We start from the raw sequence: 26,681 nt of genomic DNA on the forward strand, positions 1-26,681 counted from the left end.
TTTCGAGGAATTTCTATTTTATGTCCATGCCCATTCCTATAGGCTCAGAAATTTCGGTCATCCAGAAGATTAGCGTCGCCATCATTCATGAGCGCAATGTGGAAAAGTTACTCGAGAATGTGCTTGGCATTCTTGAATCCGAGCTCGGCATGTTGCGCGGCACTTTCGCTCTCCTATTTGGCGACACGCTCAAGATTGAAGCCTCGCGTGGTCTTGACGAATCCGAAAAACAGAAAGGCCTGTACCGCATGGGCGAGGGCATTACGGGCCATGTGGCCGAACGCGGCATCAGCCACGTGATTCCCGACCTCCGCAAGGATTCCCGGTTCCTGAACCGCACCGGAAGCCGCCATTACGAAAGCCAGGTGGCCTTCATCTGCGTCCCGCTGATTCATGACGGAGTTGTCATCGGAACGCTTTCCATAGACCGCCCCGTGGATGGGGCCACCGATCTTGACCGCGATGTTGCCTTGCTCGAAATTATCGCCAACATTACGGGCGATGCCGCCAACGAATGTATTGAGCTGCACAACGAACGCGAAGCCATGCTGGAAGAGAACCGCAAGCTCCGCGACATGCTTTCCAACAATCCGGGCGACCTGGTGGGTAACTGCCGGGAGATGCAGCAGATTTACGAACAGGTACGCCAGGTAGCTCCCAGCGACGCTACGGTCCTGATCCGTGGCGGTAGCGGTACGGGCAAGGAAATGATCGCGCGTGCCATCGTTAACCTTTCTTCAAGGAAGGACAAGCCGTTTATAACGCTCAACTGCGCGGCCCTCCCGGAAAACCTGGTGGAAAGCGAACTTTTCGGCCATGAGAAGGGGGCGTTCACGGGTGCCATGAACCGCCGCATCGGCCGTGCTGAAGCAGCTAACGGGGGCACGCTCTTCTTGGACGAAGTCGGTGACCTTACGATGCAGACGCAGGTGAAGCTGTTGCGCTTCTTGCAGGAACGCACCTTCAGCCGAGTGGGGAGCAACGAGGAACTCCATTCCGACGTGCGCTTCTTGGCCGCGACGAGCCGCAATCTCGAAGAACTGATAGCGCAGGGCAAGTTCCGCGAAGACCTTTTCTACCGCCTGAACATTTTCCCGATTTCGATGCCCGACCTTGCGAAGCGCAAGTCCGACATCATCCTGCTCGCGGAGCATTTTATCGAGAAGATGAACCTCCGCTACAGCAAGAAGGTTGCGCGTCTTTCGACAACGGCCATCAACCTGCTCATGAGCTACCATTGGCCGGGCAACGTGCGTGAACTCGAAAACTGCATTGAACGTGCTGTGCTTACGGCGAGTGACGACTGTATCCACAGCTACAACCTGCCGCCATCGTTGCAGACGAGCCTGAGTGTCGGGAACGACGGGACGGTTTCTACGAAGATTGCCCCGCTCGAGGTGATGATGAACAATTACGAACGCGAAATCATTACGGAAGCTATCAAGCGCAACAACGGGAACCTCTCTGCCGCCGGTCGTGACCTGGGCGTGTCTCCGCGCATGATGAACTACCGTATGAACAAACTCGGCATCAAGTCCGGACGCTAAAACAGCATCTTTACGCCGATGCCTATCAGGATAATCCCCGCGATGATTTCGGGGATTTTTGTCTTGAATCTCTTGGCGGCGTGGCGTCCGATTTCGTAGCCGATGACACCCATGGCGAAACTCGCGAATGCGATGGAAGATGTCGCGATGGCCATGTTCGCGTTGATGAATGCAAACGAGATTCCCACTGCGAATGCATCGATGCTTGTCGCGACCGAGAGTAGCAGGATGTTGGCGACGGTGAGGTTCTTGGCCGCGATCTCTTCGCCTTCCTTTTCTCCGGCATCGCCGTGGATGGCTCCCCACATCATGCGTAATCCCAGGATGCAGAGTATCGTGCAGGCGATGGGCGTGCCTACGGAGCTGAACCAGCGCTCGGCGAAACTTCCGAGGAAATACCCGAGGAGCGTCATTCCGCCCTGGAAAATGCCGAAACTTACCGCCTGGAGCAGCGCTCGGCTATAGCGGATTCCCGACTTGGAAAGCCCTGTAGCGATTGCGACAGCGAAGCAGTCCATGGCTTCCGCTATTGCGATGATGACGATTTCAACGATTCCCATTTTGGATTTTTCTTGTGTCGGGGCTAAAAATTAGAAAATATGCGATGGAATTGGGTGTTCCATGTCACTTTTTACGGATTTCATGTTGCGCCCTTGTTCATTTCTTGAAAAAAAGGTTATTTTGTAAAAAACGTATAGCGGAGGTTCCCGATGAAAAAAATTGCTTTTTTGCTGTTCGCGTGCTCTGTCGCGTTTGCGCAGGTCGATGATAGTGGCTATGAAGAAGTCGGGAATGAAGAGGTTGCCGCTGGTGCTGATTCTTCCGTCCAGGCGCCCGCTCCGCAAGAGGAATCCATGGCGACGCCTCTGCCACAAGAAAGCGCATCTCCTGCACCGGAACCGCCTGCGCGTGTGGAACCTATCGTCTATGACGATACCAAGGCGGTACAGCCTGCTGCTCCGAAAGAGGAATCCTGGGAGGATGCCTGGCAGAAGAGACGTCAAAATGTCAGCGTCTTTTTTGGATTCCTGCCGCTCTCCTCTTGGCTGGATATCATTATCCATGCGGCGCATAAAGATGATCGTGACCCGGATGTGATCGCCTATTCTCTCGGCTACGGTTTCGAACTGTTCTACCTTTTGGAAGTGGGGGTCATGGTCGACTATACGACCGTGGACAGTCACGCGATTATCTCGGTCATTCCGAGAATCAAGCTGAACTACCTGAACTTCAAATATTTCAGGCTCTATTCCTATGCAGGCATTGGCGGCGTGTTCTGGTATGACGGCCACGGACTGATGTTCAATGTCGGTGTTCTCGGTTTCGAATTGGGAGGCCCCATCTCCGTGTTCGGCGAATATGGGTTAGGGCAGGCCGGAATGCTGATCTGCGGTGTCAAGTACGCTTTCTAGCCGTTTTTCCTGTCGAACGTTTCGAGCTTCACCTCGCGGACATTTTCCGAGATGATTTCGATGGTTATCTTGTGCGTGATGTCGCCGGTATCGCCGTCGAGCCTTTCGGGCCATTCGATGAGCGTGATGCCTTTTGAAAGGTAGTCGTGGTCCAGGCCGACTTCGTAGAGCTCTGCGCCCGGTTCCAGACGGTAGAGGTCGAAATGGAAAAGGGGAGGCTCGTTCGGGTATTCGTGCAGGATGGTGTAGGTGGGGGAACAGACGGAACCTTCAAAACCGAGTCCCTTACAGATTCCCCGGCTCATTACCGTCTTGCCGGCCCCCAGGTTCCCGTATAGGGCGACCATGTCGCCCGGCCTGAGCGATTTGCCGAATTCCACGGCCCAGTTGTAGGTCTCTTCTTCGCTATTGAAGGTCATCTACAGCTTGTCCTTGAACTGCTCGTACGTGAACTTGTGTAGCAGGTGGAATTTGCCTTCCATGTCGAACTTGCCGATGCTCGGGTGCCTTACCCCGTTGAAGAAAGTAGTCTTCACCATGGTGTAGTGGATCATGTCCTCGAAAATAATCCTGTCGCCGACCTTTAGCGGGTTGTCGAAGGAAAAGTCCCCGAGCTGGTCGCCCGCAAGGCAGGAACATCCGGTTAGTTTGTATGTAAACTTCTTTTCGCCGGGCATTCCGGAACCCGTAACTGCAGGCCTGTAGGGCATTTCGAGGCAATCGGGCATGTGGGCGCTCACAGAAATGTTCAGGATGGCGATGTCCATTTCGTTGTGGACGATGTCCTCGACCGTAGCTACCAGTTCGCCGGTTTGCCAGCCGACCGCTTCCCCCGGTTCCAGGATGACTTCGACTCCAGGATGGCGCTGCCTGAAACTGTTGATGATGCGCACGAGGTCGTCCCTGTGGTAGTCTTTGCGTGTGATGTGGTGGCCGCCACCAAAGTTTACCCATTTCATGCGGTCGATGTACTTGCCGAAGTGCTGTTCGAAAGCCGAGAGAACACCTTCGAGTGCGTCGGCGTCCTGCTCGCAGAGGGCATGAAAGTGAAGCCCTTCGATTCCATCCAGGAGTTCCGGTTTGAATTCTGCCTCGGTGACGCCGAGTCTCGAAAACCTGCCGCAAGGGTTGTAGATGTCGGTTTCTACGGTCGAAAATTGCGGGTTGACGCGGATGCCGGCGCTCACGCCTGCGGCAAGGGTCTTTGCCTTGAACCGCGCCCACTGGCTGAAGCTGTTGAAGCTGATGTGGTCGGCAAGCGAGAGGATCTGGTCGATTTCGTCATTGCCATAGACTGGGGCGAATACGTGGACCTCTTTTCCCATTTCTTCGCGGGCAAGGCGAGCTTCGTTGAGGCTCGAGGCGGTGGCTCCGGGGAGGTAGCGTGCGATGAGCGGGAAGGAACGCCAAAAACTGTAGCCTTTGAGGGCGCAGATTATCTTGGCGCCAGTTCTTTTTTGGATATCGTCCAGGATTTCCATGTTCCGGACGAGCCTTTTTTCGTCTAGAACGAAGCAGGGACTGGGGACTTGGGTGTAATCGAGCATGCCCCAAATATAAAATTGTGCCCCGTTTTTGTGTAGACTGCTTTTTTTTGCCGTTTTTTGAGTTGACCGAGCCTTTTTTTTAACTCTTTAACTAAATTTTAGACGATGATTTTGTCTATACATAAGTGTATTTTTGCAGCGTTTGTATCCCTTGCTTTTGCGGGGGTGTCTTTTGCACAACAACCCGTCGACTCTGTCGTCGCATCCCGTGGCGCACAGGGGACTCTCGACGAGATGATTCAGCACAAGCTGGATTCCTTGAACTCCGCAAACCAGTCCAGTGCCCCTAAGGCTAATTCCGATAGCCTTGCGAAGGCGAAGGCCGACAGCGTGCGCAAGATGATCCAGGCGGGCAAGTATGTCCAGCGTGCCAAGTATGACAAGAGTAACTTCGACCACTGGAAGGTCGATACGCTTTTCCAGAAGAAGGTCAAGGACCAGGTCAACGGCGTGTGGCGCACTCCCATCGTGGCCCACGGCCACGCATTCCGCGATGCCGAACTCCAGTTCAACATGAACGACACGCTTACGGGTGCCACCCGCACCTATGCGTCTGCCGACCGCTACCAGAAGACGGGTGACTACGCCTACAAGGCCCGTTACCGTTTCGACAACGATTCTTCCATGGTGACCCGCGAAGTGTTCCGCGACCGTCAGGTCATCCGCTGGGACTACGTGACTTTCAAGATTTCGGGCGATACGCTCAAGCACAACCTGAAGAAGCTCGAGTTCCGCGACCTGAATGACAACTGGCTTAACGCACTTCAGGGCTTCGAGAATGTTCCTCCCGAGAATTACGTTCGCGACCAGAAGGCCTCTGACGAACTTAAGAAGCAGGATCAGGCCAAGGCTAAATCCAAAAAATAAGGGCTTTTGATGAAACGGATAGCCCTCTGTTTCGGGACGCTTTTTCTAGGCGTTCTGTTTTTTTCTGTCTGGACGCTGGTGTCTGGTCCGGTCGACGTTCCGTTCTCGAAATTACTCGATTCACTCATGTCTCCGGATTCTTCAATGGTGTCGCGGATCCTTTGGGAGCTCCGCATCCCGAGGGTGGCTGCCGCCGTCCTTGCCGGGATGTCGCTTGCCGTGTCGGGCCTTTGCCTACAGACGGTGTTCCGCAATCCCCTGTGCGGGCCCTTTGTGCTTGGCATCAGCAGCGGTGCAAGTTTTGGCGTTGCGCTTGCGTTGCTTGCGGGAATTAGTATCGGACATTTTGGAACGCTCGGGGCTGCATCTGTCGGTGCGCTCGTCGTCACTCTTGTGATTATCGCGTTCGCATCCAGGTTCTCTCAGAGCTCGGTCTTGCTTGTGGCGGGACTTTTGCTTGGCTACTTTATCGATGCCCTGGTGAGCCTCCTGATTGCCGGGGCCGAAGGCGAAAGCCTCCAGGTGTATGTGGCATGGGGCTTCGGGAGTTTCGGGCGGCTCACGCTTGACGGCATCTGGGTGTTTGCCCTGGCGGTCGCGGTCGGACTTTTGCCGGTGGTCCTGTCCATGCGCTACCTGAATTCAGCTCACCTGGGCGATGAATTTGTTCGCGGACTGGGCATCCAGGTCGGGCGTTCGAGGCTTTGCGTCCTTGTCGGTTCGAGCATTCTCGCCGGCGCAGCGACGGCGTTCTGCGGGCCTGTCGCCTTTATCGGAATTGCCGTGCCGCACTTGTCTTATCTGATGTTCAGGACAACGAACCATCGGGTTCTTCTGCCGGGCTCAGCATTGTGCGGTTCGTTGCTCGCGTTGGTAGCGGGTGTGTTTCCGCAATGGATTCCTTTGAACGCAGTGCTGAGCGTTGTTGGTGTTCCGGTTATTTTGTATGTACTCGTGCGCGGGGCGCGGCAGGGGAGGTCGCTATGAATTCTGCTGATGAACTCCTGCAAGTCGAGAATTTGCTTTTTGGCTATCCGGGACGGGAACCGTTTACGTCGGCTTTCGATTTCGAACTGCATGGTGGTGAAGTCGTTGCCTTGATGGGCGAAAACGGATGTGGCAAGAGTACGCTTTTGAAGACGTTTGCTGGCCTATTGTCCCCGCGGGGCGGGACGGTCCTGCTTTGCGGCAGGACCGTTTCAGCCGCGCGCTCGGCCGACCGCATGTCGGACCGCGAGCGTGCGCGGCTGGTGGCGCTCGTCCGCATGGGCGTCGCGCCTCCCGCCCGCATGACGGTGCGCGAGTTCGTTAGCCTTGGCCGAACGCCTTATTCGGGAATCCTCGATGGAAGAAGTGCAGAAGACGAAAAGTGCATTTTTGATGCGATGGATCTTCTTGATGTCTCGCGCTTTGCGGATCGCGCCATTGCGGAATTGAGCGACGGCGAACGCAGCCGTGTCTTCTTGGCTCAGGCGGTCGCGCGGGAGGTGCGCGTCCTGTTGTTGGATGAGCCTAATGCGTTCCTCGATATTCCGCGAAGCCATGCGCTCTTCCGTACCCTTCGGTCGTTGGCGCATGACCGCAACATGGGAATTGTTGTGTCGACGCATTCGCTCGAATATGCGGAAAGGTACAGCGACCGGATTGCCGTCCTCGATAGCGGAACCATTCGTGTCGCCCCTGCATCCAATGCCCGTGCCGAAGGACTCTTCGGCTGGACGGGCGAATTCTAGGTGTTAAATATGAAAATCGTTTTGTTCAGTCTTGTATTCGCGTTGTTCCTGATAGGATGTTTCTCATTCAATAGCGACAGTGCGCAGAAACACCTCTTTTGGAAGGTCTCGGATTCCAATTCCAGTGTCTATCTTCTCGGAAGTGTGCATTTTGCGGATTCCTCGTTCTATCCGCTCGCTTCCGAGATAACGGATGCGTTTGAACATTCGGACGAACTGGGTGTCGAACTCGACATGAGCGATACTTCCGTTGTCAAGGAAATTATGGTGCTTTCTGCGCAGCGCGGTCTGCTCCCGGATGGTGAAAGCCTTGACAAGATTTTACCTGCGGATGTGCAGAGCTCGCTCGATAGCCTCTGCATGGCGTGGTACATTCCGTTAGGGACGTTCAACCCATACAGGCCTTGGGCAGCGGCAATGACCTTGAGTTCCGTAGCCATACAGCGAAGGGGCTTCCATCCTGAATATGGAATAGACCTTTATTTTCTCATGGCTGCCCGCAAAATGGGGAAACCTATTGTTTCGCTCGAAACGGTCGAAGAACAGGTCAATGCGCTTTCGGGCGAGGGAATCCCAGATTCTCTAGGCATTTACTACATGAGGAGTACGCTGCGCGATATGCCGCTGCTCGATTCGAGTATCACGCTGATGATGCGTGCGTGGAAAACCGGCGATGTCGCAATGTTCCGCGATGCTATGGAATTGGAATCGCACCCGAAGGATGCTCAGGATTCGCTTCTGACAGAGGAACTCAACGAGCGCATCTATACTTCGCGTAACCGCAAGATGGCAAAAACGGTCGAAGGCTTGTTGGCCTCCGACCGCAAGGTCTTTATCGTCGTAGGTGCGGCGCATCTGGCAGGGAAGGACGAAAACGCCATAGAACTTCTCCGCGCCAAGGGCTTCACTGTCGAACAGAAGTAATTACTTCTTGAATTTCTTCAAGATTGCGGCGGCCTTCACGAACTGCTGCTTCACGGATTTGGGACCGGTGCCGCCTTCGATGTTACGGCGACTTACGCTGTATTCGAAGGTGAGGGTCTTCTTCATCTGCTTGACGTTCGGAACACCGGCGCTGGCCCAGGCCTCATCAGAGAGGTCCGTGAATTCGAGGCCTTGGCGGGCGGCTTCGCCGACCAGGCTACCGACCACGTGGTGGGCATCGCGGAACGGCACGCCAGATTCGACCAGCAAGTCAGCGAGGTCGGTGGCCAGCAGCGCCGGCAGCATCTTCGCGTGCATCTTGTCGAAATTGAAATGTGCGCTTTCCAAGGCTTCCTTCATGACGCGGAGAATCACCTTCACGTTATGGACGGAGTCGAAAACCGGTTCCTTGTCTTCTTGCAGGTCGCGGCTGTAGCTGAGCGGCGCACCCTTCACCAGCGTGTAGAGGGCGCTGAAGTTGCCGAGCATGCGGCCGGACTTTCCGCGGATAAGTTCCATGGAGTCGGGGTTCTTCTTCTGCGGCATCATGGAAGACCCGCTAGAGAAGGCATCGTGCAGGGTGAGGTAGCCGAATTCGCTGGTGCTCCAGTTCACGAAGTCTTCGGCGTAGCGGCTCATGGTGTTTGCGATAATGGCGAGGTCGGCTTCGAATTCGAGCATCATGTCGCGATGGCTCACGGCGTCGATGCTGTTCGGGCTAACGCCGTTAAATCCCAGTTCCTTTGCCACCAAGGCGCGGTGGTACGGGAATGCGGAGCCTGCCATGGCACCGCTACCGAGCGGGAGTTCGCTGTGGAGTTCCAGGAAGTTGTCGAGGCGCTTCACGTCGCGGCTCACGGCAAAGAACATGCTCATCAGGTAATGGCTGAAGTAGATGGGCTGTGCCTGCTGCAGGTGCGTGTAGCCCGGCATCATCTTGCCGAAGTACTTTTTCGCGAGGTCGAGCACCGTTTCCATCAGGCTCACTTCGAGAGCGCGGATTTCGGTGGCGCGGTGACGCATGTAGAGTTTGAAGTCCGTGCAGACCTGGTCGTTACGGCTACGGCCCGTGTGAATCTTCTTGCCGAGTGCACCGATGCGTTCGGTGAGCACGCGTTCCACGGCCATATGGATGTCCTCGTCGGATTCCTTCCACAGGTTCTTGCCGGCCTTGTAGTCCTTGAGGATGCTCTCGAGTCCGTCGCAAATCTTCTTGTAGTCGGCCTTGCTTAACACACCGGATTCCACCAGGCCCTTGCCGTGGCCGATGCTTCCTTCGATGTCCTCTTCGATGAGTTCGGCGTCGAATTGCAGGCTGAAGCTCAGGTCCACCATGCTCTGCGCCATGCCGCTAGCGAAACGGCCGGTCCACATGTTGGTCTGGGTGCCTTTTTTCGAAGTGTTTTTTCCGTTGGTCTTTGCCATGATTAATGTCCTTTTGTTTTTCATGCGCAAATATAGAATTTTATTGTTTCTCGTATGTCGCCGCTGGTTTATAGCCTTGATATGCAGGAACCCCGAAGATTAAGAAAGTGTCTCTTTTTTCTATATTTTTACGTGAAATGAAACAATTATTAGATTTTGACAGCGAGCATTTGTGGCACCCGTATGCAGCGCTGAAAAATACTCCCGCAAGATTTCTTGCCAAGACAGCTCACGGAACAACGATAGAAACGGCAGACGGCTTGAAACTGATTGATGCCGTGTCTAGCTGGTGGTGCATGGCGCACGGGCACAATGCACCTGAAATTGTCGAGGCGATTCAAAAACAAAGTGAAAAGATGTGCCATGTGATGTTCGGCGGTTTTACGCACGAGCCCGCAATTGAGCTTGGCGAAAAGCTGGTGAATTTTTTGCCCGAAGGACTCGACAAGATTTTCTTTGCGGATTCGGGAAGCATTTCTGTGGAATGTGCCGCCAAGATGGCAGTGCAGTATCAGTATTCCCTCGGACATTCGGAGCGCTGCAAGTTGGTCGCCTTGAAGGGCGGCTACCACGGCGATACCGCTGGGGCGATGGCGCTTTCTGACCCGGACGGCATGCATACGCTTTTCCGCGGAATCATGCCGCACCATTACTTTGCGGAACGTCCGAACTGCCGTTTTGATAGCGCCTGGGATGACAGCGATTTTGTTTCGATGGAACACGTCGTCGAAGAACATAAGAATGAAATTGCTGCCGTAATTTGCGAGCCCATTTTCCAGGGCGGAAACGGCATGTGGCTTTACAATGCCGGGTATCTCAAGCGACTCCGCGAACTCTGCGACCGTTATGGAATTTTGCTGATTCTAGACGAAATTGCCGCTGGCTTTTACCGAACGGGGCCGCGATTTGCGATGATGCATGCGGGAATAAAGCCGGATATTATGTGTATTGGCAAGGCGCTCACGGGCGGAAGCATTACGATGGCGGCCTGTGTTGCGTCCGAGAAGGTCGCCGAAACGATTACGAACAGCAAGATTCCTGCATTCATGCATGGTCCCACCTACATGGCGAACCCGCTCGCCTGCGCTGCGGGAATCGCTTCGTTAACGTTGTTCGAAAACCGTGATTATGCGGGGGAGGTTGCTCGAATCGAAGCTCGCCTCCGCGCCAATCTGGAACCGCTCCGTGCGCTTGAAAATGCGGCCGACGTGCGTGTTCTCGGCGCTATCGGAGTCTTGGAACTGAAGGCGAAACCTTCCGCAGACGACATTCTGTGCGTGATTCGCGAAACCGGCGTGTGGCTCAGGCCTTTCTGCAATTACGTGTATACGATGCCTCCGTTCATTACGACCGATCCTGAAATCGACCGCATCTGCGAAGCCATCAAGATGATTGGCGAATGTGAACCCGCGCCTGTCGTAGAAGGCGAAGACGAATTTCATGAGTGATATGGATTATTATAGCTTGAAAATGCGTGCCTCGCAGCAAGTGGGCGAGGGCGAACAGAAACGTGAGCAGCACATATCCGGTGCCGAGCGCATCGTGAACCGGGATTCTGTTGAGGCTGTGTGTGCGGCGATGGTGCGCCGGGCCATGACGCATTCCAAGGGCGACCCGGATTTCATCAACGTGAAAATCGAGAAGATTCACGAAAGCGATATCCAGATTTTGAAGGCCTTGCCGGTGACGCGTGTAGACGTGGAAACATGGCAGGAAGGGTTGGAGAAGGCTTTTGGGTTGGTCGGTAAAGCTGTGATGGAAGTTCATAAAGAAAGTTCCCTGAGCGTGCCGAAGGGAACGAGTGAAAAAGCCTGCCTTCAAAACTTCGCCGCAAATTTGCCAGAACTTTTGCGGGCGACATTTCCGATGCGCGGCGCGATGCTGTACGATATCGCGACGTGCGAACGCCTGGAACCTGACCACGAACGCGGCGTGCGTGCGACTTATATGGATGCGCTGCATTCGAGCGAAGTGGACAGTTGCAAAAATCACTTTAACGAAGCCATCGTGCTTGCGACCAAGGTGGCAAACGCCCCGGGGATGGTTGCGGAATTTTGCGTGAGCGACGACCCGAACTACGTGACGGGCTATGTGGCGAGCAAGGAACTCGGCTACGTACGCATCATGAAGATGAAGGAAATGGGCGACGAAAACGGAGGCCGCATTTTCTTGTTCGATTCGCGCAAGGCATCTGCCGAAGAGTGTATCGAGTACTTGCAGAAGAAGAAAATTTTGGTGGATGTCGGGGCATGAGTCGCATTCTTGACATTTTTACGAAAGACGCTTTGGAAACGGCTCGGGCGAATAACACTTACCGCACCATGCGCTTGATGGAAACGCCGGAATCGTCGTGCGTGAAGATTCGCATGCCCGATGGCGATTCGCAGGAACAGATTCTGCTGGCTTCCAATTCATACCTGGACTTGGCGAACGTCGACGAACTCAAGCAGGCGATGGTCCAGGCGGTTTTGGAGTGGGGAACAGGAAGCGGCGGCGCTCGCCTTACGACAGGCAACAAGTCTCCGCATCAGGAATTAGAGGAATTTATCGCAAAATTCAAGGGTGAAGAATCTGCCATCACGTTCAATACGGGTTACATGGCGAATGTCGGCACGATTTCGGCTTTGTGCGGCAAGAACGACTTTATTTTTAGCGATGAACTGAACCACGCGAGCATTATTGACGGCATCCGCCTTTCGCGAGCCAAGTGCTTTGTCTATAAGCATAACGACATGGCAGATTTGGAACGCGTGATTTCGACAGCCAAAGCAGAATTCAGCACACGTGAAAAGCCTGCAGAACAAGATGCGCGGACCTTTCGTGGGCTTATCGTGACCGATGCTGTTTTCAGCATGGATGGCGACCTTGCGAACTTGCCGGAACTTCTTCGGATTGCGCACGAAAGCGAATGCCTCCTGATGATTGACGAGGCGCACGCCACGGGCGTGCTCGGCAAGACCGGGCGAGGCCTTGCCGAACACTACGGCTGTGCTCATGCCGACGTAACCGTCGGCACATTGAGCAAAGCCGTTGCCGCCGAAGGCGGCTTCGTGGCGGGCAAGCAGCAGCTGATTGATTTCCTCCGCAACAAGGCCCGCAGCTTTATTTTTACAACAGCGATGGCTCCTGCCGTTGCCGCGGCCGCCTGCAACAACTTGCGCTACATCGATGCGCATGCTGAACGCGTGCAGAACTTGCGTGATAACGTGAAATTTTTCTGCGATGCCTTGCTGCATGAAGGCGTGAACGTCGTCCAGTCCCCGTCTGCGATTGTTCCGATTGTCATCGGCGACGAAGCCTGCGCGCTTAAAATATCCGCAGCGCTTCAAGATGCGGGAATACTTATCCCCGCAATTCGTTACCCCACTGTTGCCAAGGGGCAAGCCCGCCTACGCGCAAGCCTGATGGCCACGCACACGCACGAACAGCTCCAAGCCGCCGCAACAGTAATTGCGCAAGCAGTAAAGGAGTGTGTATGAGTAAAGGATATTTCGTCACAGCCACCGGAACGGATGTCGGCAAGACCTTTATCACCGCCCTTCTCGTTAAAAAGTGGCGCGATTTCGGCATCGATGCGGGCTACTACAAGGCCGCCCTCAGCGGCGCAGAACTCCGCGACGGCAAATGGGTCGCCGGTGACGCCGACTATGTGAAAAACATTGCAAATCTTCCCGATACGCAAGAACAGCTCGTGAGCTACATCTATAAAGAAGCCGTCTCGCCACATCTCGCCGCCCGCAAAGAAGGCAACCCCGTAGAACTTTCGAAAGTCCAGGCTGATTTTGAAGCGGCTTGCGCTCGCCATGAATTCATTTTTGCCGAAGGCAGCGGGGGAATCATTTGCCCCATCCGCTACGATGATCAGAAAATTTTCCTCGTCGATATCATGAAGACGCTGGGCCTTCCGCTGCTTGTCGTAACGACGGCGGCCCTCGGCTCCATTAACGCTTGCGTGCTCACCGTAGAATACGCCCGTAGCCGCGGCCTTGATGTTCGCGGACTCATCGTGAACCGCTATGGTTGTAGCGGCAACCTGGAAATGGAAGACGACAACATCCGCATGATGCAGGATTTGACAGGTCTCGAAATCCTTGCAAAAGTGAAAGACGGCGACACCGATTTAGGTGTGCAGCCGTTTTAGTCTGGTGGTTTATTTTACGATAACGTTCGCTTCGAATCGGATCCCGTTGCCGCGAATGATTGCAACGTATCGTCCTGCAGAAAGGTTGTCAAATCTTACTGCTCCATAAGATGTTTTGCTTTGGGCAAGAACTTGACCTAATGGCGAAATCAAGATAATGTCAACGGAATGGCCGATTGTATTGATGATGATGCTTTTGCCCTCCGAATAAATGTGGGGGAGGGAAAGGCTTCTTTTTTGCGAAGCAAGGCTGTTTGAGGAATCGCCAGAAACAATTCCAGAAGAATCCTGTTTGGAACTGTCTGCTTTCGTCGTGTCGCCCGCGGCGTACAGCGGGGCGAGCGCTTCGGCCCACAGGTGGTGCATCGCCTGCCCGCCCTTCTTGTCGCCGTTCGGGTGAACGCCGTCGCTCGCGAGCTGTTCCGGATGTTCTTTGAAGTAGGCGAAAAAGTCGGGACCCTTCGGGAGGTTGTTTTCTTCGGTCAGCTTGTCGACAGCCTCGAGGAATGCGGGGTTCACCTGCCAGCCCGCCTTGGAAGAATCTGTCGCGATGATGCGGGCGATAATCGGGGTGATTCCGTGCGCCTTCGCCGAATCGATAATCGTCTGCATGTTCTTTTTGTATGTGGCGAGGTTCCAGTCACCACCACCCCAGGCATCGTTCGTGCCCATCTCGATGGCCCAGAACTTCACGTTGCCTGCGTACTCCAGGTATTCGCCCAAGTGCTCGACGACCTCGGAACTGTTGATGCAGCCGATGCCTCCGCGGAGCATGGCGGGCGTGTATTCCGGGAACTTCGCGTGAATGATTTGCGCCGTCGTGGAGTCGGTATCCTGCTGCTTGATTCCCATCTGGCTGATGCTTGTGCCCATGAAGAACCACGTGTCGGTACCACCCGCGCTCATGTCGAATGCCTCGATTTCGAGAATCTGGCCCACGTCGCCTTCACTCACGAACTTGAACCACGACTTTCCCGCAAATTCGATGTCGACGCCGCGCGCCATTACGGGATTGTTCTTGACGCTTGCCGCCTCGACCCAGTCGCCGTCTTTGCCGTCGGTGGAATTCGCGGAGGTCAAAATCTTGAAATTCGAAAGCGCGACGCCGCTATGCCCGCAGCCGCTCGTAAAGTCGGTAGCCCAGGCGCAATCGCCGAACGATTCCCAGTTGATTCGCAGTTTCGTGGGACCTTCGCCCACGTTCAGCGCGATTTCCTTGGCGTTACTGCTCTTCCAGTTCGTCAGGTAACCGTCTGTTAAATAATCGGTCGTTGCCGCCCCCGTATGTGCCGGCAAACCGCCAGAAACCAACTTGTTCGGGACTATGGCGTTTGCCAAACCAACCCAGAAAAACACAGTAGAGGCGACAACGACTTTTTTGTTCATGTATCCCATACACACATCCATTTTTTTTGTCCAGTTATTTCTTGAGGTAAAGCGTATTCACGACGTGGCCCTGCACCTGCTTGCGGATGACGTAGCGGCCCTGCGGAAGCCCCTGCGTAGTGAGTCCCACGTAGTGGCCGTTCATGTCGAAAATTCCGATGGTGGTTGCCGTCCCGAGCAGGCGCGGTGCGGTCGCGATGCGGGTCGTGCCGGAGTCGGGAGGCGTTACTGTCGTATCGGGAGTGACGTCCGCCGTGTAGTTGTCCCAGCCGGGCATGTCCTCGAGAGAAAGGACTCGTTCGTCGTCCATGTTGCTCTTCCACACGGCGTCCTTCGTCTGGCCGGGCCAGGTTCCGCTCCAGGTGCTATACCACGGCATCCACCAGCTCCATACCGCTTCGTCGGTATGCATGTTGTTCACGTCGGGGATAGGCCCGTTTTCGCTGAGTGCGAGAATCTTCGTGCCGTTCGATGCGCTCTTGAACTTGTCGAAGGCGCTTGCGTTGCTGGAATGGTCGTTTGCGCTGTTGTAGATGTCGATGGAGAGCACGTCGTAATATTCGCTGCCCGGATTCCAGGAGGTGACGGTACTCCCTTCGGGGTTGAACACCCAGATCATGTTCTTCACGCCCTTGACTTTCACCATGCGGTCATAGACAAGGCGATAGAGGGCGGCGAACTGGTCGCCCGAATTGATGCTCCACCAGAACCATTTGCCGCCCGCTTCGTGCAGGGGGCGGAAAATGCCCGCCACGCCTTCTTTCTGCAGTTCGAGGAAGTAGTCGGCGATGTGGTCGATGTCGGCGATGATTCCCTTGTAGGCTGCACTTTCGGTGTTCCATTCGGTAGTGCCGGCCTTGAATCCGGTCGCGAAATCGAAGGTCGTGTATCCCTGGCCGTTGTCTGCGCCCTGGATATAGAACGCGTCATCCTTGTCGAGCGGGTCTTTCCAGTGCCAGGTGAATGCGGGAATGCCGCCAGCCTTCCAGAGGCCCTTTGCAATGGATATCGCCTTGTTGGTGTATTCCATATTCCAGCTTTGCGATGCACTCGGACCTGTTGCGAAAAGGAAGTCGAGGCCGACAAGTACCGGGTACTTGCCCGTGCGCGTGTAGATGTACTTCACGTCGTCGTGGGTCTTGAAGTCGGCGCCCAGGGTGTATCCGCTCATGTCGCCGGTCATGATGCCGCTAATCGTTTTTTTGCCGAAGTTCTCGCGCAAGAAACTGTAGAGCTTCACGGCGCTTTCGGTCGCGTTCGGGGTGACCGGGGTCGCGGAGAGCTTGAAGGGGGAGGATTCGTAGGGTTCCACGTCGATATAGTCCACGCTGATCCAGCCCCAGTACTTTTCGAGTGAGATGGTGTTCGTGCCCGCCTTGAGCGTGACGACGGTCGAGACGTCGGACCAGTTGGAGGTGCCCTCGAAGTCGACGGTACCCGAGGTGGCGCCGTTGACCACGATGTAGTTCGCCTTGAAATCGCCCGCCTTGTAGCGGATGGTCACCTGGTACTTGCCCGCCTTTTCTGCGGTGACGCCCGCGAAGGTGATGTTGCCTTCCTGCATGTCGGCGTAACCCGTGCCCGAGACGCCCGAGGCGTTGACATTTTTGGCACCTCCGGAGAGCGTTGCCGATTCCGCCTCGTACTTGGTGGCAAATGCCGCCGTCGAGACGCACAGACCGAGAATTGCGAATTTAAGGCCGATATTCATTAGAACTCCTTGGTTATACTGAATATACCTTGTTTTGCGGGTTGCCGCCAGCAAAATGTCCACGGGTGTGGACAAAAAAGTCAACATTGTTGTGAAAAAATTTACAAATTGACCCGAAAAAATTGGAAATTTAATAGCGAGAAACTATATTTATACCGGCAGGCCCGCCATGTTTTCGAAAAACAAGATCAACATATACGACTATTCCGACTACCGCAAGTTTTTGCAGGAGTTCTACGAACTGGAAAAGTCGCTGGACCCGACGTTCAGCTACCGCGTGTTCGCCACTGCGGTCAATATGGATGCGAGCCTCCTGGTAAAGATTTTGCAGGGCAAGCGCCACGTTTCGCCCAAGTGCATCGAGACGTTCGTGCAGTTCTTCCGCTTCAAGGAGGCGAAGGCGGAGTATTTCCGCGAGATGGTCGCCTACGGGAAGGCGAAAACCGACGAGCAGGTGCGCAAGCATTTCGAGACGCTGCAGAAGATGCGCCCTGCCGCCTGCCGCGAGCTGGACGAGGCCCGCTACCGCTATTTTCAGCAGTGGTTCTACCCGATGATACGTTCGGCCCTCGACGTGTTCGACTACCGCGGCCCGCAGGATGCCGCAAAGCTCGGCGAGAGCAGCGTCCCGAAACTCACCGCCACGCAGGTACAGGCCGCAGTAGACGCGCTGTTGCAGCTCGGGCTCGCGCATACCCGCAAGGACGGCCGCGTGGTGCCTACCGAGGCCCACCTCAAGACGAAGGAACACTGGCTGAGCGCCTGCATCAGCGACTACCAGGCGAGCATTGCGGAACTTGCCCGCAAGTCCATCGCCGATACCCCCAAGGAAAAGCGCGATATCAGCACGCTCACGATGGCGCTCGACTCGAAACAGATTGAAAAAATCCGCGAAATCCTCGCCGAGACGCGAAAATCCATCGTAAATGTGGTCAATGCGATGCCTTCGCAAATTTGCGACAGCGTTTATCAGTTAAATTTCCAGTTGTTCCCGATGATGAAAAAGGAAGAACGATGAAAAGGGCTGTGGAGTGTTTAATATTGGGCGTGGCCTTGCTTGCCGGTTGTTCCGACAGCGGCTCCGAGACTGCAGGCGCCACGAGCGAGACGACGAACGGGATTGCCGTCGCGGTGTATGATGTAAATCGCGATCCGATTCCTCAGGCGCGTGTTACCTTGTATTCGAAGGCAGATTTTGCAGTAGTCAATAGTGCCGTCGCCAACGATTCGGGACTAGCCCACTTCGATTCGCTCGCAGAAGAATGTTCCAGCGGGAACTGCTTTGTCGAAGGTATCGCCGGGGCAGATTCCGCACTCATGAACTGGAGCGAATTCAAGCCCGCGGTTTCTGAAACCGAAATTGCAACGCAAATCGAGCTCGCCCCGTCGGCATCGCTCACGCTGCGTACGGGAGCGACGACTGACGAAGAGGTCTTTGAATTCCTGCGCTTGGAATCTACCCCCTACATGGCCTCGCGCTCCGGAAGCGATTACGTATTCGCTCACGTCCCCGCAGGCATGTTCACCGTGGTCGCCGGAGATTCCGCTGTCGCCACGTTCTCGCTCGAAGCAGGAGCCGAAGCCGACACGCTCGTGAACGTTCCCGGAAAGACCCGCGAATTCGTCTTCGAGGATTTTGACGATGGCGACAGCCTGAACAACCTCGCGAAGACTTACAAGAACTACGGCTGGTACTATATCGCCTCGGGTACGGCAACCTGGATAAAGCCCGATTCTGCAGGCGGATTCGGCAGTGCCATCGTGGACGGTGACCGCGGGAAACATCTTTCCCTGCAGTTCGATTTGGGCGATTCCGGCTACGTGCTTCTCGGCACGCATCTCGGGCTCGACACGGGCTATTACGACCTGAGCGCGCTCACCGCCATCCGCATGAAGGTTCGCGGGGACTGCGATTTCAGTTTCGCGCTGGAACACTACAAGGATCTTGGCGACAATAACTTCCAGAAATCGCTCTGGCACGCGACTGCCGACACCGCCTGGAAGGAATTCGTGTTCAGGCCCGGCAGGGAAAAGCTAAATGCATCCGTGTACCAGGTGGAATGGAAAAATATCGCCCACGAAATCGGGTTCGTGAGCATCTTTGCCAGTAGCGGCAGTTTCCTCGAAATCGACGAAATCGTCTTTGAAGGCGTAGAATTCTAGCTTCTGCCTATTCCTCCAGCACGTGCCGGAGCGTATCGAGGAAAAGTTCGCCTGCGCGCGTGAACTGCTGGCCCCGCCGCCAAATGATGTACATGTTGGTGGTGAGCTCGGGCATGAGCGGCCTGAAGCAAAGACGCGAACTGCGGCTCGTATCCACCAGGCCGTCGAAAGTGAGCAGGTAGCCCGTGCCCTCCTTCGCAAGCACCGAACCGTTGTACGAAAGATCCAGACCCACAATCACGTTCAGCTTCGAAATATCGTCGCCGAACCATTTCGGCAAATCCGCCACCATCGCCTGGCGCGACGCCAACAGCGGCTTGTCGAGCAAGTCCTTCGGCTCGATGAAATCCCGCCTGGCCAAAGGGTCGTCGCGACGCATCACCACGCCCCAACGGTCCACCGAACGCACCGCAAGGCAGTTGTACTTTTCCAAATCAACGTTGTCTACAACCACCGCGAAATCGAAAATGCCCTTGTCCAGCTTTTCCAGGGCGCGCTCGCTGTCTCCCGAATATAAGTTGTACTTAATCTTCGGATAGTCGTCCCGGAGAATCCCGATGCACTTCGAAAGAAAATTCACGTTCCGCGATTCCGCGCAGGCAATGGCGATTTCACCCACCACCTCGTCTTCCTTCAGCGACTTGAAATCCTGCACCGTCCTGTCCGCCATCGAAAGGATATCCTCCGCACGCTCCCGCAAGAGTTCCCCCGCAGGCGTCAGCCGAATCGCGTAATTCGTGCGCTCGAAAAGCTTCTCGCCCAGCTCCTCCTCCAACTCCTTGAGCTGGCGACTCACCGTCGGCTGCGTCACGCAAAGATTATCCGCCGCGCGCGAGACATTCCCCAACCGCGCCGCCTCCAGAAAATACCGCAAAACTCGAAGTTCCATACCCGAAAACTAATAAAATTCAAGCCCCGCGGGTATGAAATTGTAAAAATAATGCCCGGAAGGAATAACTAAGGCTTGTGAAAACTTATTTTCTATGCTTTACAAGCATATCTAGTTATGAAAACAAAGTATTTGCAATATCTGAAAAAAGAGGTATATTTGAACATGTAAAGACTTCAACCGAGAGGAACCTATGAAAAAAGTATTGGTCTTGTCCAGCAGCTTGCGCAAGGGAAGCAACTCCGAAACCCTGGCGCAGGAGTTCGCGAAGGGTGCCGCCGAGGCGGGCAACAAGGTGGAATTAGAGTCGCTGCGCGGCAAGAAGATCGGTTTTTGCATGGGCTGCCTCGCTTGCCAGAAGAAGGGCAAGTGCGTCATCAAGGACGACGCTCCCGCCATCACCAAGAAGATGGAATCGGCTGATGTCATCGTGTTCGCGACGCCGATTTATTATTACGAGATGAGCGGCCAGCTCAAGACGATGCTTGACCGCGCGAATTCCCTCTATTCCAGCGATTACAAGTTCCGCGAGATTTACCTGCTCACGTCTGCCGCCGACACCGACGCGAAGGCCATGAACATCGCAAAGCGCGGCATTGGCGGGTGGATTGCCTGCTTTGACGGCGTGAAGCTCAAGGGTGCCCTCTGCGCCACGGGTGCCGAAAGCGCAGGCGACGTCAAGAAAAATTCTGCGCTCCTGAAAAAGGCGTTCGCCATGGGAAAAAAGGTTTAACAACAAGGAGATAAATCATGAAATCCAGATTCTTAAAAGCGGCGTTTGCCGTGGCTTCCGCATGCACCCTGATGGCGTGCACCCCCGCAACAGAAACTGCTCCCGCAGCACAACAGACAAAGGACGAAAATATGAACAAGCTCACGCTCACCGCCGAATGGGATAAGGTTTTCCCCAAGAGCGACAAGGTCGAACATTCTAAGGTCACTTTCAAGAACCATTTTGGCATTGAACTCGCCGCCGATATGTTCGTGCCAAAGGACACGAGCCTCAAGGTGAACGGCAAGTTCCCCGCAATCGCAGTCTCGGGCCCGTTCGGTGCCGTCAAGGAACAGTCCAGCGGCCTTTACGCCCAGCAGATGGCGGAACGCGGATTCCTGACCATCGCATTCGACCCGAGCTTCACCGGCGAATCGGGTGGCGAACCGCGCTACATGAACAGCCCGGACATCAACACCGAAGACTTCATGGCGTCCGTAGATTTTCTCTCGACCCGCGACAACGTTGACCCGGAACGAATCGGCATCATCGGCATTTGCGGCTGGGGCGGCATGGCGATCAACGCCGCCGGCATCGACACCCGCGTAAAGGCGACGGTCGCCTCGACCATGTACGACATGAGCCGCGTAACCGCGAACGGCTACTTCGATTCCGCAAACAACGCCGACGCCCGTAACGAAGCCCGCAAGGCTCTGATGGCCCAGCGCACCAAGGATTTCAAGAACGGCACCTACGACTTGGCCGGCGGCGTGGTGGACCCGCTTCCGGACGACGCTCCTTACTTTGTCAAGGATTACTACGCCTACTACAAGACCCCACGCGGCTACCACAAGCGTTCCCTCAACAGCAACAAGGGCTGGGCCGCTTCCGCAGGCACCTCGCTCATGAACACGAAACTCCTCGCATACGCCGACGAAATCCGTAACCCGGTGCTCATCATCCACGGCGAAAAGGCCCATAGCCGCTACTTCGGCGAAGGCGCATTCGAAAAGATGACCGGCAAGAAGGCGAACGTCCCCGCAAAACTCGACGCCACCAAGAACTGGAGCAAGACCGTCGGCAACAAGGAACTCCTCGTCATCCCCGGAGCCTCCCACGTGGACCTCTACGACAACCTGGAAAAAATCCCCTTCGAAAAGCTGAACGAATTCTTCAAGGCGAACTTGAAGTAAGATCGAATTCAACAACATTAAGCGAAAAGCGGCCTGCAAATTGCGGGCCGCCTTTTATAATGCGGCCAGAATCGCCGGGATTAATGTCTTTGCATCCTCCATTTTTTCAAACGCAAAACACGCCTTGCCTAAATCCTTAAGCGACGCACCAATATGATACAGTTCCTTATTGTCGATAATCAAGAATCGGTCGTGCATCTTTGGGGTGTAGTCCATAACTGCAGTCGGGTATTGCGCGTTGAACAGTTCGACATCAATTTTTTGCAATTCTGCTTTTGGGTGCGTGAAAATTTTTACAGCAACATTCTTCTTTTTTACTGCAAGCCTTTCCAAAACAGACAAGTCAACATAACCATCAATAATGACAATTTCTTTTGTTGCAGTCTTTATGATGTCTTGAAAAAAGGCGTAAGCATCAAAGATTTGCCCCTTGAAAAACACCCCTTCCTTCGCCCTTTGGGGCGAGGCGTCCAACTGGTTGAAGATTTTCGAGAAATTTTCGTCAATCTTTTCAAATTTGATGTCGTGTTCAACAAATCTTGCGTTAAACCTGTTTTCTACGGCATCAAGGCGGTTTGCGATGGCGATGTTGCCGCGCAGGTAATGTCGCATCTGCACGAAAGCGTTCATGATTTCAATGCTGACCTTGATCGCCCTTTCGCTGCGAAGCACAGCCGAAAGCATGGCGACACCCTGTTCTGTAAAGGCAAAAGGGGCATAACGCAACCCTTTTTGGTCAGATTTGGAGGTCACAAATTGTGACCTCCAATCTGCAAATTCGTCACCATCAAGTTCAAAACAGAAAGATTCTGGAAACCTTTCAATGTTTCGCTTTACAGATTGCTTTAACACTTTCGTGTCTATTTCATACAATTCGGCGATATCTCTATCAATAATCACCTGCACATCGCGAATTACCACGATTTTGCTTGCGATTTGCGCATTCGACAATTTGGAGGTCACAAATTGTGACCTTAAAACTTTCCCAGAATGGACTTTTTCCATGTTTTACCCCCTTGGATAACGAAGTTTTGTTCCGCATTTCGGGCACCGCAAAACCATTTCCTTGAGCCGTCTGATTTCAGCGTCCTTTTCTTCCAGGGTCTTGGCGAAATCCCCTATGCCGTTATTATTGCTGGGGTTTGGACTCCCGTTAAATTTTCCGAAAATTTCTTCGAACATAAAAACTCCTTGTTGAAGTAAGCCCTCAACATGTTAGCAGGAATGCGCCTGCGAATACAGAACGCATTACGCCTTTGTTTATTTTTGAATGTTTGGGATGATCGTGCGATGTTGTTGGCGGGGGTATTCCCCGGCGTTACTTGCCACCCCCGAAGGGGTGAACTCGAGCAGGTCGTGTTCCTGCCAGCTATCCAACAGCATCAACAAGAAGGTTGATGGGCCCCACCGCGGATGCACGTACGGACCGAAAGGTCTATGCCGACTGTCGCAGGGATTGTCGAATTACGAAAACAATATACATAAACAATGTGGCATTGTCAAGCAATATAAATTTTGGCACTTCAGAAAACAAAAAAGCGACCTGCAAATTGCGAGCAGCTGTATTTCTATAAACAGAAATGTAAGGAAAGGGCGTTCCCCTCCTTGGTGGCCATGCGCACTAAACAACAAGTTGTTAAGTGCTGTCCGCCCACTGACGTGGGTCGGGCTATATTTTAGCGGCAACCGTCATCGCTTTGCTCGCCGCTAGCCTGCTAAAACGGTGCCTCAGCACCGCCCCAAGGGGTCATGCTTCGCAGGCTCGCTATCCCTAACGCTTAGTCGCGGCAAAGCATCCTTCGCCTGTGATGGCTATGAAAATGTCGTTCCCGAGCATTAGGGTGTCGCCGGAAGTTATTTCGTAGATTTTCCAGACCTCGTTGCCGTTAAAACGGTCGTCGTGACAACGCTTGTAAGGCGGCGTTGTCTCGCGGCATTCCGTGTAAGTATAGTCCAGGCGTGTATCGAAACACCTTTCGAACTCAGAAATCCGATAACAGACCCGCAGCGGATCGTCCTTGTTTTGCAGGACCTTTACACGAAAGTCAACATGCGTTTCTTCAGAAAGATTCGTCCGGTTTAGGCAATGGATTTTTGCGACACTGTTAAAGTTCGAAGAAGCTAGTTCATCGACGCGTTCTTTACCACCTTGCGTAGAAACGCAGGCGCAAATGAGCAGGGCAAGCGCAAAGACGACGATAAATTTTCTCATTTACCCATCCGTTTTCCGTACACGCTCCTCGGTCGTTCCCATTGGTCCCATCCGTAGCCGGGTTTCAGCTGTATCCAGTCGTATGTGTCGCGATACCTTATCTGGTTTTCGTATTTCTTATCGAACCTGTCAAGGACTTCCCTCGTATTCGATAGGGTCTGCCTGATGGGTGCACCATCCTCGTAATAGATGGCCTGGTTCTCCATAGGTTTGAACCAGTATTCGCCAATTACGTCGAACCCACCATTGACGGTAGCCAGTATGTCGGGGCAATTCTCACGGTACACGTCGTTGGTCAGAAAATTGCCGCCCATATCGGGAAAAGACCAGTCGTATGCACAGTACAACCCGATAATCTTCCCGTTCTCTTCCATGGCTTGGGCGAGTGCCAGATGAAGAATAAGAATATCATCACAGAAGCCATCCTTATTAGGCGGGAAATTAATTTGCCCAGCATAATGGCATACCAGCCTGTTGCCCAAGTCGATGAGTTCGCCCGGATGGTTCCAAGCCGTAGATTGCATGGAATTGGTGCGGGCAAAACGCCATGTTCCTGAAGGCTTATCGGCAAAGGCAAACATAACAAAGAAAAGCAAGACAACAAGGAGCTTACTCATTGGCATCTATAGAATTAATTTTTGAACAAAAAAACTCTTCTATTTCTTCCGCCAATTTTTCAAACCCCGTCACATCATTCTTTCCGCCATCCTTTATCAATTCTACATCCTCTTTTGTACGATATATTCTAACTGTAATTTGCGCAACATCTCTATTTCCATACTTCAAAACCAAATTAAATTCTTTTCCAATAAATTCACGAGGTTCATTTTCAATTTTTTTAAGATGATATTTTTTATAATTCACCTCATTACAAGCTGCTACAAAATCTCTTTCAATTTTTCCAAACATTCTAAGCAATTTATTTTGTTTGTCATCATATTCTTTTCTCTTTACCTCGCTTTCATCCTTAGCGTTTTGATTTTTTTCTTCTTCGGCAAGATTTCTTTCTTCCTCGCATCTTTTTGCAACAGCAAGTGCTTCCTTGAATTTCATTTTTTTACCCTCGTTAAAGAACATTTTTGATGAGACAGACATTTAAAACCAATCATTTCGAACATCTTTTTCGATGTTTTTGATTAGTATTCATCGTATTCGACTTCACATATTGATTTAAGATTAGGCGAGATGTCCTTGCAGTCTTCGGAAATATTACATATGCAATTTTCCGTGCTAATACATCTTATAATCCAATGGCAGGTTGTTCCAAGAACATCTTCTTTTGCGTCCATTTCGAGTTTCCAGTCAATGCCTCCTAGTTCTGTACCTTCCTGGAATTCAAAATATTCGGATTTGGGCATTTTAAAGCCAATTACATTCCAAGTTGGATAATCATTGCATCCGTTTTTACATGCCGTTTTATACGCTTCTGCTTTTTTCTTATACACTTTCATCGCAGGAATGATTTCCTTCATCGCCTTTTTCAAAGCAACTTTCTGTGCATTCCCTGATTGATTGACAAGTTCTTTTTTTCGAGTCGAAGTTTGCTTCGATGCCGTTTCTATTTGAGAATTTGCAGGAGCAACAACTTCACTGGTTTGAGAAGTATTTGCATTACTTTCATCATCTGCGCTATCAGATTCATTAAACTTCGCCACAAGAACTAATAGAATAAGAACAAGAATTACAAATCCAGCCTTTCTCGCCCTAAACCAGAAAAAAGGAGCACCGGCTATAAAACCTATTATGAAAGCAACACCTATAAGATGAAACACTCCAGCAAAAAGAAAGAACAAGAGTACGGCAGCCACGGCAGACAACGCTGCAATATTCCGTTCCTTTTTCCCTTCTGGAGTCGCATCATAGGCAGCTCGAGCTTCTTTTGCAGCCTGATTTTTCGCCCTTTTGGCCATTTTTTTAGCCTGATCTTTAGCTTTCCATTCAGCTTCTTTTGCTTCTCGTTTTGCAGTACAACGAGGGCAATATTCTCCTCCCAATACTCCGGTCGTCCATCCTTCAGGAATTCCCGTACCCTCAGGCACTCTTCCCATTGCACTTTTACATTCATCGCATCGGTAAACATCATATCCATTTTTATTGAAATCCACAAGCATAAATGCTCCTTGGTTTAAGGTTAGATTATACCCGCAATATTATTGTGCACCATGCCGTGCGGACTGCGACAAAGTGTATCTTTAAAGATTATAAAAGAGCTATCAAATTTTCGACCTCAAAAAGATTACCAACAAAGACACAAATAGTAGCGAGCTTTCATTTAAGATTGCTGTAAATTAAGTTCTTTTCGTATTTCATTAATGGCATTGAGAGCTCCCTCTATATCAGGGGATTGTGTTTCCAAAGTTCGACCTTCAAAATCGCCACTATATGAAGTTTTTTGAAAGCAAATCACAGCTTTTAAAACTTTTTCAATTTTGTTTAAAGAATCGTCAATCATTAGCAACATCCTTACTATATCCCACACTCTATTGCACACCATATCGTGCGGGTCTCGACATGATGCGTTTTGCATATGCAAAAAGTCTTAGTCAGGTTCTGTTAAAAACCAGGAGTTCCGCCCCTGCTCAGCAAGGAACTTCGCCAAATTTTGTATGGATACAAAAAAAGGCGCAGATCGTTGCGTTTACCTGTACGGGGCTCTAGACATGCCTCAATGCGATAAACGCAAACGACCCACGCCCCAAACGGGCTGTTGCCCTTGGTCATACGACCAAAGACCGGTTGAAAAGCCGGTCACGACAAACCGAGATACACCGCAAAACGGCATACCTGCGTGAGCGTTCGCCTTGTCCTCGCATTGGGAA

The 26,681-nt window shown here is 52.9% G+C and carries 28 protein-coding genes; 14 read left to right on the top strand and 14 right to left on the bottom strand.

All coding sequences use genetic code 11. The annotated features are described in order from the left end of the window. Positions 1–26: 26 nt before the first annotated feature. A complete protein-coding gene (locus B2952_RS06795) occupies positions 27–1,547 on the top strand; it encodes a sigma 54-interacting transcriptional regulator (RefSeq protein ID WP_290727230.1) in 1,521 nt (506 codons plus the stop codon). On the opposite strand, the gene B2952_RS06800 is transcribed toward B2952_RS06795, so the two are convergent. After that, positions 1,544–2,107, bottom strand: coding sequence for a manganese efflux pump MntP family protein (locus B2952_RS06800; RefSeq protein ID WP_290734754.1), 564 nt, complete (start codon positions 2,105–2,107; stop codon positions 1,544–1,546). The two genes, B2952_RS06795 and B2952_RS06800, sit on opposite strands and share 4 nt — an antisense overlap. A gap of 150 nt (positions 2,108–2,257) precedes the next feature. Here B2952_RS06800 and B2952_RS06805 point away from each other — a divergent pair, with 150 nt between their 5' ends. Continuing rightward, positions 2,258–2,959: a hypothetical protein gene (locus B2952_RS06805; protein ID WP_290734752.1), complete on the top strand. Its 702-nt coding sequence runs from the start codon at positions 2,258–2,260 to the stop codon at positions 2,957–2,959. On the opposite strand, the gene tsaE is transcribed toward B2952_RS06805, so the two are convergent. Next, entirely contained in the window at positions 2,956–3,378 is a 423-nt protein-coding gene (gene tsaE, locus B2952_RS06810) for a tRNA (adenosine(37)-N6)-threonylcarbamoyltransferase complex ATPase subunit type 1 TsaE (RefSeq protein ID WP_173382667.1), read from the bottom strand. The genes B2952_RS06805 and tsaE overlap by 4 nt on opposite strands. Continuing rightward, the gene (nspC, locus tag B2952_RS06815) at positions 3,379–4,506 is read right to left on the bottom strand and encodes a carboxynorspermidine decarboxylase (RefSeq protein ID WP_290734750.1); all 1,128 of its coding nucleotides are present in this window, start codon (positions 4,504–4,506) and stop codon (positions 3,379–3,381) included. It lies immediately after the preceding gene. Positions 4,507–4,671: 165 nt separating this feature from the next. On the opposite strand from nspC, the gene B2952_RS06820 reads away from it, so the two are divergent. From B2952_RS06820 to B2952_RS06835, 4 genes are read left to right on the top strand one after another with little or no spacing between them, the layout of a single operon-like run. After that, positions 4,672–5,373, top strand: a complete 702-nt coding sequence (locus B2952_RS06820) for a hypothetical protein (RefSeq protein ID WP_173382665.1) — start codon at positions 4,672–4,674, stop codon at positions 5,371–5,373. Positions 5,374–5,382: 9 nt separating this feature from the next. After that, entirely contained in the window at positions 5,383–6,360 is a 978-nt protein-coding gene (locus B2952_RS06825; RefSeq protein ID WP_173382664.1) for a FecCD family ABC transporter permease, read from the top strand. Further along, complete coding sequence (locus B2952_RS06830; RefSeq protein ID WP_290734748.1) at positions 6,357–7,106, top strand: ABC transporter ATP-binding protein; 750 nt, start codon at positions 6,357–6,359, stop codon at positions 7,104–7,106. The genes B2952_RS06825 and B2952_RS06830 overlap by 4 nt, the downstream gene beginning before the upstream one ends. A gap of 9 nt (positions 7,107–7,115) precedes the next feature. Then, complete coding sequence (locus B2952_RS06835) at positions 7,116–8,030, top strand: TraB/GumN family protein (RefSeq protein ID WP_290734746.1); 915 nt, start codon at positions 7,116–7,118, stop codon at positions 8,028–8,030. On the opposite strand, the gene argH is transcribed toward B2952_RS06835, so the two are convergent. Next, on the bottom strand, positions 8,031–9,455 hold the full coding sequence (gene argH / locus B2952_RS06840) for an argininosuccinate lyase (RefSeq protein ID WP_290734744.1): 1,425 nt from the start codon (positions 9,453–9,455) through the stop codon (positions 8,031–8,033). It abuts the gene before it with no gap. A gap of 137 nt (positions 9,456–9,592) precedes the next feature. Between argH and bioA the strand changes: the two genes are divergently transcribed. Genes bioA through bioD form a run of 4 tightly spaced genes read left to right on the top strand, consistent with a single transcriptional unit; the run spans position 9,593 to position 13,596 of the window. Further along, positions 9,593–10,903 (top strand): adenosylmethionine--8-amino-7-oxononanoate transaminase, encoded by a 1,311-nt coding sequence (gene bioA, locus B2952_RS06845; protein WP_290734741.1) that lies wholly within the window; start codon positions 9,593–9,595, stop codon positions 10,901–10,903. 1 nt (position 10,904) lies between these two features. Continuing rightward, on the top strand, positions 10,905–11,708 hold the full coding sequence (locus B2952_RS06850; RefSeq protein ID WP_290734826.1) for a 6-carboxyhexanoate--CoA ligase: 804 nt from the start codon (positions 10,905–10,907) through the stop codon (positions 11,706–11,708). After that, the gene (locus tag B2952_RS06855; RefSeq protein WP_290734739.1) at positions 11,705–12,934 is read left to right on the top strand and encodes an aminotransferase class I/II-fold pyridoxal phosphate-dependent enzyme; all 1,230 of its coding nucleotides are present in this window, start codon (positions 11,705–11,707) and stop codon (positions 12,932–12,934) included. Before B2952_RS06850 ends, B2952_RS06855 begins: the two co-directional genes overlap by 4 nt. After that, the gene (gene bioD / locus B2952_RS06860; protein ID WP_290727243.1) at positions 12,931–13,596 is read left to right on the top strand and encodes a dethiobiotin synthase; all 666 of its coding nucleotides are present in this window, start codon (positions 12,931–12,933) and stop codon (positions 13,594–13,596) included. The genes B2952_RS06855 and bioD overlap by 4 nt, the downstream gene beginning before the upstream one ends. 9 nt (positions 13,597–13,605) lie before the next feature. Here the strand turns inward: bioD and B2952_RS06865 are convergent, their stop codons facing one another. Next, the gene (locus B2952_RS06865; protein WP_290737211.1) at positions 13,606–14,991 is read right to left on the bottom strand and encodes an SGNH/GDSL hydrolase family protein; all 1,386 of its coding nucleotides are present in this window, start codon (positions 14,989–14,991) and stop codon (positions 13,606–13,608) included. Positions 14,992–15,016: 25 nt separating this feature from the next. Next, complete coding sequence (locus tag B2952_RS06870; RefSeq protein WP_290727245.1) at positions 15,017–16,693, bottom strand: glycosyl hydrolase; 1,677 nt, start codon at positions 16,691–16,693, stop codon at positions 15,017–15,019. A gap of 169 nt (positions 16,694–16,862) precedes the next feature. Between B2952_RS06870 and B2952_RS06875 the strand changes: the two genes are divergently transcribed. Both B2952_RS06875 and B2952_RS06880 read left to right on the top strand, forming a co-directional pair. Further along, positions 16,863–17,711 carry a TIGR02147 family protein gene (locus tag B2952_RS06875; RefSeq protein ID WP_072809215.1) on the top strand — a complete coding sequence of 283 codons (849 nt, stop codon included), beginning with the start codon at positions 16,863–16,865 and terminating at the stop codon, positions 17,709–17,711. Further along, positions 17,708–18,856 (top strand): hypothetical protein, encoded by a 1,149-nt coding sequence (locus tag B2952_RS06880; protein WP_290734735.1) that lies wholly within the window; start codon positions 17,708–17,710, stop codon positions 18,854–18,856. Before B2952_RS06875 ends, B2952_RS06880 begins: the two co-directional genes overlap by 4 nt. 7 nt (positions 18,857–18,863) lie before the next feature. Here B2952_RS06880 and B2952_RS06885 read toward each other — a convergent pair whose 3' ends face one another. Next, positions 18,864–19,745, bottom strand: coding sequence for a LysR family transcriptional regulator (locus B2952_RS06885; protein WP_290734733.1), 882 nt, complete (start codon positions 19,743–19,745; stop codon positions 18,864–18,866). Positions 19,746–19,938: 193 nt separating this feature from the next. Here B2952_RS06885 and B2952_RS06890 point away from each other — a divergent pair, with 193 nt between their 5' ends. Next, positions 19,939–20,478 carry a flavodoxin family protein gene (locus tag B2952_RS06890; protein WP_290734731.1) on the top strand — a complete coding sequence of 180 codons (540 nt, stop codon included), beginning with the start codon at positions 19,939–19,941 and terminating at the stop codon, positions 20,476–20,478. 17 nt (positions 20,479–20,495) lie between these two features. Next, a complete protein-coding gene (locus B2952_RS06895; protein WP_290734729.1) occupies positions 20,496–21,650 on the top strand; it encodes an alpha/beta hydrolase in 1,155 nt (384 codons plus the stop codon). A 54-nt stretch (positions 21,651–21,704) separates the two neighbouring features. On the opposite strand, the gene B2952_RS06900 is transcribed toward B2952_RS06895, so the two are convergent. From B2952_RS06900 to B2952_RS06930, 7 genes are all read right to left on the bottom strand, one after another. Beyond that, positions 21,705–22,655 (bottom strand): ORF6N domain-containing protein, encoded by a 951-nt coding sequence (locus B2952_RS06900; protein ID WP_290734727.1) that lies wholly within the window; start codon positions 22,653–22,655, stop codon positions 21,705–21,707. A 3-nt stretch (positions 22,656–22,658) separates the two neighbouring features. Then, positions 22,659–22,832, bottom strand: a complete 174-nt coding sequence (locus B2952_RS06905; protein ID WP_290734726.1) for a hypothetical protein — start codon at positions 22,830–22,832, stop codon at positions 22,659–22,661. 589 nt (positions 22,833–23,421) lie between these two features. Then, entirely contained in the window at positions 23,422–23,862 is a 441-nt protein-coding gene (locus tag B2952_RS06910; protein WP_290734724.1) for a hypothetical protein, read from the bottom strand. Beyond that, a complete protein-coding gene (locus B2952_RS06915; protein ID WP_290734722.1) occupies positions 23,859–24,479 on the bottom strand; it encodes a hypothetical protein in 621 nt (206 codons plus the stop codon). Before B2952_RS06915 ends, B2952_RS06910 begins: the two co-directional genes overlap by 4 nt. Beyond that, on the bottom strand, positions 24,472–24,915 hold the full coding sequence (locus tag B2952_RS06920; protein ID WP_290734720.1) for a hypothetical protein: 444 nt from the start codon (positions 24,913–24,915) through the stop codon (positions 24,472–24,474). Before B2952_RS06920 ends, B2952_RS06915 begins: the two co-directional genes overlap by 8 nt. Before the next feature lie 83 nt (positions 24,916–24,998). Beyond that, entirely contained in the window at positions 24,999–25,973 is a 975-nt protein-coding gene (locus tag B2952_RS06925; RefSeq protein ID WP_290734718.1) for a hypothetical protein, read from the bottom strand. 161 nt (positions 25,974–26,134) lie between these two features. After that, on the bottom strand, positions 26,135–26,314 hold the full coding sequence (locus tag B2952_RS06930; RefSeq protein ID WP_290734717.1) for a hypothetical protein: 180 nt from the start codon (positions 26,312–26,314) through the stop codon (positions 26,135–26,137). Positions 26,315–26,681: the final 367 nt, after the last annotated feature.

The organism is Fibrobacter sp. UBA7003, from assembly GCA_002449765.1.
GTDB lineage: Bacteria > Fibrobacterota > Fibrobacteria > Fibrobacterales > Fibrobacteraceae > Fibrobacter.